The following is a 6,924-nucleotide window of genomic DNA, read 5'->3' as shown; positions in this document are numbered from 1 at the left end:
ACCTCACAGAATTGGCCTGACGGCCAATGCGCCTTGGACCGGGCTTGCTATATGAGGGCCGCACGCTCCAAGGCGCTCGCCCCAAACTGGCCGACTTTTGCTCCGCCACAATGGCCGAATTTTACTCCGCCGTTGACAGGTCGAGGCGTTTGGGAAACCTTTGCCCGCAGGCGCTCCGCGTGCGGCCCTAGATGCAGGCGTGGGGATGGTGCACCAACACTTCACGCTGGCCGATAATCTGACCGTTTGGGAGAACATTGCCCTTGGCACGCAAGGACTGGGGACATTCAGCCTGCGTCCCGCGCGGGTCAAAGACAAAATCCGCGATCTGTCCGCGCGATTTCATCTGACGGTAGATCCCGACGCCCGCGTCGGTGCGCTGACCGTTGGTGAACGGCAGAGGGTCGAAATCCTCAAGGCTCTCTACCGCGAGGCAAAGGTGCTGATCCTAGACGAGCCGACCGCCGTTCTGACGCCCCAAGAAACCGACGCCCTGTTCGCGACCCTGCGAGAGGCAATCAGCATGGGGCTGTCCATCGTCTTTATCTCTCACAAGCTGCACGAGGTCATGGCGATTACCCACCGTGTCTTGGTCCTGCGCCACGGGCGTCTGGTGGCCGAGCGCGGGATTGGCGATACCAGCGCCGAAGAACTGGCCAGCATCATGGTCGGCGGCGAGGTGCGCGCGCCAGATGTGCCCGCCATGCCCGCCGGCCCCGCGCTGCTCACATTGTCCAAAGCCTCTGCCGGGGTCTTGCAGGAGGTGAACTTGTCGCTGAATGCAGGGCAGATCACCGGCATTGCTGGTGTGTCTGGCAACGGGCAGGGGGCTTTGTCGGACCTGATCAGTGGAGTCCTGAGCTTGCAGTCGGGCGAGATGCAGATCGCAGGCCAAACACCTGCGCAATGGGACGCGCGTACGGCCATCGCCCACGGTGTCGGCCGTATCCCCGAAGATCGGCACAAGACCGGCACAATCGCTGATTTTGACCTGACCGAGAACGCGATCCTAGAGACCTACCAGACTGATTTCGCCCGCGCCGGATGGATGGACTGGGCCAAAGCGCGTCGCCACACTGAACACTTGATCCAGACCTACGACGTCCGCTGTCCGGGCCCTGATACGCGCATCCGGCTCTTGTCTGGGGGCAACATGCAGAAGCTGATCCTTGGCCGCGTGCTAGAGGAAAACCCGCAGATCATCGTGGCGAACCAGCCTGTGCGAGGCCTCGATATCGGGGCGGTGAACTATGTCCATGCGCGGCTCGCCGCTGCGCGCGAAAGCGGATCAGCCATCCTACTGATCTCCGAAGATCTGGACGAGATCATGAAGCTGTCGGACAAAATCCATGTGATCTCCGAAGGGCGGCTGAGCCCTGCGTTCCCACCCGGCGCCCTGACGGTTGCCGAACTGGGGAAATGGATGGCAGGACAAAGGTTTGCCCATGCGTCTTGAAGCGATTTCTCAGCCGAGCGTCAGCCGCCGGATCGTTCCGCCAATGCTGGCCATCGTGGCGTCTTTTGTTATCGCCGCGCTATTAGCGCAAATCGCCGGTGGCAACCCGTTTGCGGTCTTCGGCCTGATTTTCAAAGGGGCTTTGGGCTCTAAATTTGCGCTGCTTGAAACCCTGAACCGTGCGACGCCGCTGATTTTCACTGGCCTCGCCGTGGCGGTCGCCTTCCGCGCCAAACTGTGGAACATCGGGGCCGAGGCGCAGCTTTATGCGGGGGCAGTGATCACCGTGGTTTTGGGGACAGGCGCCTTGGCATGGCCTGCGCCCGTCCTGTTGCCGACACTGGCGATTGGCGCGGCGTTTGCGGGCGCCATCGTGCTGCTGATCCCGGCTATGCTGAAAACCCGTTTCGGCGTGGACGAAGTCGTCACCACACTGCTCTTCAACTTCATCTTTCTGCTGTTTGTCTCCTACCTGCTCGAAGGTCCGCTGAAGGACCCGATGGGCATGGGCTGGCCCAAATCCGCCCGACTGATCCCCGAGGCCCGTTTGCCCCGTATCGTCGAGGGCCTGCGCCTTCACTGGGGGTTTGCGCTGGCTTTGATCTGCGCGGTGGCGGTCTGGGTGATTGACCGAAAAACGACACTCGGGTTCGAGATGCGCGCTGTCGGCCAGAACCCCGAAGCGGCGCGCTTTGCGGGCATTCCGGTCACCAAAGTCATCCTGAAAACGGCGCTGCTGTCTGGCGGTCTGGCAGCGTTGGGGGGCTTTTCCGAAGTCGCTGGCCTCAAAGGATCGCTGACGCTCGATCTGTCTCCGGGCTTTGGATACACCGGCATCGTGGTCGCGATGCTGGCGCTGCTGAATCCGCTCGGGGTCGTGGCGGCGGCGCTGTTCGTGGCGATCATTTTCGTCGGTGCAGACAGCATGAGCCGCGCTATCGGTGTGCCGACCTATCTGGCGGACATCATGCTGGCCTCGGCGCTGCTGCTCATGGTTCTGGCGATCCTGTTCACCAAATTCCGCGTCAGGAGGGACTAATGGAGCTGCTTGATATCCTGCTCTCGGCGTCCTTTTGGGCGGCGGCGATCCGTATCGCCAGCCCGCTGATCTTTGCCACCATCGGCGAGCTGATTTGCGAGCGGGCAGGTGTGCTGAACCTCGGGATCGAGGGGATCATGGTCGCGGGTGCCTTTGCCGGATGGATTTCGGTTTGGGCTGGTCTGCCCCTGTGGGGCGGGGTTGCGGTCGCGATGTTCGTTGGGATGGCGTTCGGCCTGCTGCATTCGGTGCTGTCCGTGCCGTTCGGGCTGTCCCAACACGTGGTCGGCGTGGGGATCACGCTCTTGGCAACGTCGGTCACATTCTACACCTACCGCGTAGTTCTGCCCGAAGTCTCGTCTCCCCCGAAAATCGAGGCGTTCCAGCCGTTCGAAATCCCGCTCTTGTCGGAAATTCCGCTGGTGGGGCCTGCGCTCTTTTCCCAGACGCCATTGACCTATGCGGCGTTTGTTGCGGCGGCCCTGACGGCTTTTGTGCTGTTCCGCACGCCCCTTGGGCTGGCTGTGCGCGCCGCAGGCGAGAATCCATCTGCCGTCGCGGCCCAAGGTCTGTCCGTCACCGCCATCCGCATGGGCGCGGTGATCGTCGGCAGTGGCTTGATGGCCGTCGGCGGGGCGTTCCTGACCATGTCCGCATTCGACAGCTTCTTTTTCGATATGGTCGGCGGGCGCGGCTGGATCTGTATCGCGCTGGTGGTGTTCGGGGCATGGCGACCGGGCAAGGCGCTGCTGGGTGCGATCCTTTTTGCCGCCTTTGACGCGCTGCAAATCCGCGTGCAGCAAACTGGATTGGGGACAGTTATTCCCTATCAGATCTTCTTGATGATGCCCTATGTGCTGTCCATTCTGGCGCTGGTTCTGATGTCGCGCAGCGCACAGGTGCCCGCGGCCTTGATGGTCCCATTCAATAAAGGAACACGATGATGTTCGATCTTTTGGTCAAGGGCGGCACGCTGCCCGACGGCTCTGTCATGGATATTGCGATCAAGGGCGACCGGATTGCCGATATCGCCCCTGTGATCGAGGGCGAAGCCGCCGAGGTCATTGATGCCACCGGTGATCTGGTTTCCCCGCCGTTCTGCGATCCGCATTTCCATCTGGACGCAACGCTCAGCTATGGACTGCCGCGGGTGAACGCCTCTGGCACACTGCTAGAGGGGATTTCTCTGTGGGGCGAGTTGCGGGACATCGCGACGGTGGACGAAATGGTCGAGCGCGCGCTGACCTACTGCGATTGGGCGGCCTCGATGGGGCTGCTTGCCATTCGCAGCCATGTGGATACGACGGCGGATCACCTGAACACGGCCACCGCCATGTTGGAAGTGCGCGAAAAGGTCAAAGATTACATTGATCTGCAACTGGTCGCCTTTCCGCAGGATGGCCTATACCGCGCGCCGAATGGGCGCGAGAACCTGATCCGCGCGCTGGATATGGGGATCGAGATTGTCGGCGGCATCCCCCATTTCGAGCGGACGATGCAGGCGGGGGCGGACAGCTTAATCGACCTGTGCCAGATCGCAGCGGATCGAGGCTTGCGCGTGGATATCCATTGCGACGAAACCGATGACCCGCTCAGCCGCCATATCGAGACATTGGCCTATGAAACCCAGAGACTGGGCCTGCAGGGCCGGGTGGCCGGATCGCACCTGACTTCGATGCATTCGATGGACAACTACTATGTGTCGAAACTGCTGCCGTTGATTGCGGAGGCAGAGATTGCGGCGATCCCGAACCCTTTGATCAACATCGTGCTGCAAGGGCGCCATGACAGCTACCCCAAACGCCGTGGCCTGACGCGGGTCAAGGAGATGCAGGCCGCAGGGATCACCGTGGGATGGGGGCAGGACTGCGTTCTGGACCCTTGGTATTCGCTGGGAACAGCGGACATGCTGGATGTGGCCTTCATGGGAATGCACGTAGCGCAGATGACCCATCCGGCCGAAATGGCGCGCTGCTTTACCATGGTTACCGAAACGAATGCGCAGATCATGGGGCTCTCTGATTTCGGTCTGCGCAAGGGCGCGCTGGCTTCGCTGGTGGTGCTGGATGCGGCGGGGCCTGTGGATGCGCTGCGCTTGCGACCTGCGCGGTTGGCTGTGGTGTCCAAAGGAAAGGTGATTTCTCGCTGCGCCAGAGGCGACTCAGCGCTAAGCCTTTCGGGGCGACCCGACAGTGTGCGCCGGCGTGCGCCCATGCGATCGACCGGGTGAAAGGCGCCCTAAAACTATCAAATTGAGCAAACTCAAGGACTGCGCATTAGCGCAGAGCCAATAGAATTTGATTCTTTTGGCGCCCCGACGCCAAGACATGTCCCGATGCACTTCGTCGCCCGATAGGACGTGCGCGCAGGGCACAACCGCGCGGTGACCGCAGGTATGCAACGCCCCGGCATATAATCGGGTAGATTTCTTCAAAAAGTTGCGTGCGTTAACTGGTTGAGAAGCCAAAGTAAATCCAAAAGCTCAAGTTTTTAATGCGCTTTCTTGTGAATTTAGTTTCGTTGTGGTTGTGTATTGGTGTGATCGCGCGTGCTATAAATTTCCTAAATTCCTTTGAAAGTGTAGTTTTGTTGCAGCCAGGAGTAGAGCTATGGCGCTATTTTTCCAGTCCCACAGCGGGAATGATCGACAGCAAACGACCAAAACGAAAACGGCACTGAGGCGAGACGCCCTAGTCCCAGACACAGGCGATGTCGCCGTCGACGAGGCCGCGGATTTCGGGTTCATTTTCCCTTACACATCCGCATCTCCCGAAGATTTTATTGCAAACGATGCTTTGGCAGAGTTGGACATGCTTGGCGACAAGATGGTCCTCGAACATGCTGAGGGGTCGGGACTGCCGCAACCGGACTCCGGCATGCCCGCCGTGATGACCTACTGGGGGCAGTTTCTGGATCACGAACTGACCGCACGAACAGACCGCGAGACCGAGATCTCCAAGATCGACGCGCCTGAGCCGATCAAAACATCGGAAGAGATCGAAAATGACCTCAAGAACGCGCGGAGTCCGCGCTTCGATCTGGATAGCGTTTATGGTGGCTTCCCGATTGGCCTAGAGAATGCGGCTGATGAAGAAACCAAAGCAAATGTTGCCAAAGTCATCTCTGGTATGCGCCATCCCGCGATCCCTGCCAAAATGCGGGTGGGGACCTGTACCCTGGTGGATGGTGGTGCGCAACGGCCCGATGGTCTAGACGCGGTGCGCGATCTGCCGCGCTTTGGTCAGGTCGAGCCAGAGGTAAAAGAGGCCTTTCTGTCGATCATTGAATCGCGCCTAGGCGCTGAGGGGCGCGAGAAGTTCGAAGAGACTCTGGACCGGCGCGCTTTGATTGGCGACATGCGCAATGATGAAAACCTCATTGTGGCGCAGTTCCATGTCAGCTTTTTGCGGTTCCACAATCGTACCGTCGACTTTCTGGAGGCCAATGACACAGGCTGGATTGCGGATTTCCATTCGGCGCAGGCCCTGACCAAGCTGCACTATCAATGGCTTATCGTGAACGGCTACCTCAAAGGGATGTGCGACGAGACAGTTCTGCAGCGTGTGCTTGCGGATAAAGCCAAGCATTTCTTTGAATTCCGGCGCGACTACTACGGCACTGAGGCACGTCAAACCGAGAAAACATTGGGGGATGCGATCCCGTTGGAATTTTCGGTCGCGGCCTATCGGTTCGGCCATTCGATGGTGCGGGATATCTACGATTACAACCGGATCTTCGGACGACCTAGTGGTACGGCGCCTTTCCAGTTGATGTTCTTGTTTACGGCCGGTGGCGGATTCGCAGGCGCACCGACTCTGCCGGACAACTGGATCATCGACTGGACCCGGTTCCTGACTGCGGACGGGGATGCGTCGGACGGTGGCCCCGCGCGGGTCGCACGCCGGATTGACACGATGATCGCGCCGCCCTTGGGCAGCATGTCGAACGAGGCCAACGAAGAGACGAATGCGGACGTAAAAGCCCTGTTCAAGCATCTGGCCAAACGCAACTTGCGGCGGGGACTTAGCTTGCGTTTGCCCACGGGGCAGGCGCTGCACGCGCATCTCAAGTCTATTGGCGCAGTTACCTCTGACCCGATCAGCGATGTGAGCGCAATTTTAGACAGTAAGCCGGATCTCTCGGAATTCATGCGGTGCAGTCAGGCCAAGCTGCACGAACGCACGCCGCTCTGGTTTTACCTGCTGGCAGAGGCCGAAGCCGCGGGCGGCGATCACTTGGGCGAGGTCGGCAGCTGGATTGTCGCGAGCACATTTGTTGGCACGCTGCTATCCGATCCTGACTCTGCCCTCTCTACTGAATTCGAGCCTGCGCACAGCCCGTTGCGTATGCCTGACGGAACGCCGGTCGACTCTTTGGAAAAGTGGATGAAATTCGCTTTGGTTCTAGAGGGTTGACCGCCGTGGGCCGG

4 protein-coding genes and 1 pseudogene are annotated in these 6,924 nt (G+C 60.0%); all 5 read left to right on the top strand.

The genetic code is table 11. The annotated features are described in order from the left end of the window. Positions 1 to 139: 139 nt before the first annotated feature. Positions 140 to 1,456: pseudogene (locus tag AB9K37_RS05550) on the top strand (ABC transporter ATP-binding protein); the annotation flags it as partial. Continuing rightward, positions 1,446 to 2,495, top strand: coding sequence for an ABC transporter permease (locus tag AB9K37_RS05545; protein WP_369835937.1), 1,050 nt, complete (start codon positions 1,446 to 1,448; stop codon positions 2,493 to 2,495). The pseudogene AB9K37_RS05550 and the gene AB9K37_RS05545, both read left to right, overlap by 11 nt. Continuing rightward, positions 2,495 to 3,439: an ABC transporter permease gene (locus AB9K37_RS05540; protein ID WP_369835936.1), complete on the top strand. Its 945-nt coding sequence runs from the start codon at positions 2,495 to 2,497 to the stop codon at positions 3,437 to 3,439. The genes AB9K37_RS05545 and AB9K37_RS05540 overlap by 1 nt, the downstream gene beginning before the upstream one ends. Continuing rightward, the gene (locus AB9K37_RS05535) at positions 3,439 to 4,725 is read left to right on the top strand and encodes an amidohydrolase family protein (protein ID WP_369835935.1); all 1,287 of its coding nucleotides are present in this window, start codon (positions 3,439 to 3,441) and stop codon (positions 4,723 to 4,725) included. The genes AB9K37_RS05540 and AB9K37_RS05535 overlap by 1 nt, the downstream gene beginning before the upstream one ends. A 379-nt stretch (positions 4,726 to 5,104) precedes the next feature. Beyond that, entirely contained in the window at positions 5,105 to 6,910 is a 1,806-nt protein-coding gene (locus tag AB9K37_RS05530; RefSeq protein WP_369835934.1) for a heme peroxidase family protein, read from the top strand. The last annotated feature ends 14 nt before the right edge of the window (positions 6,911 to 6,924 follow it).

This window comes from Donghicola sp. XS_ASV15, from assembly GCF_041224595.1.
Taxonomy (GTDB): Bacteria; Pseudomonadota; Alphaproteobacteria; order Rhodobacterales; family Rhodobacteraceae; genus Donghicola.
Note: the sequence above shows the minus strand (reverse complement) of the source record. Positions and strands in the feature narration are given on the sequence as shown.

Coding starts and splice junctions, on each gene's coding strand:
- AB9K37_RS05545 (WP_369835937.1), top strand. CDS start 1,446: ATGCGTCTTGAAGCGATTTCTCAGCCGAGCGTCAGCCGCCGGATCGTT.
- AB9K37_RS05540 (WP_369835936.1), top strand. CDS start 2,495: ATGGAGCTGCTTGATATCCTGCTCTCGGCGTCCTTTTGGGCGGCGGCG.
- AB9K37_RS05530 (WP_369835934.1), top strand. CDS start 5,105: ATGGCGCTATTTTTCCAGTCCCACAGCGGGAATGATCGACAGCAAACG.
- AB9K37_RS05535 (WP_369835935.1), top strand. CDS start 3,439: ATGTTCGATCTTTTGGTCAAGGGCGGCACGCTGCCCGACGGCTCTGTC.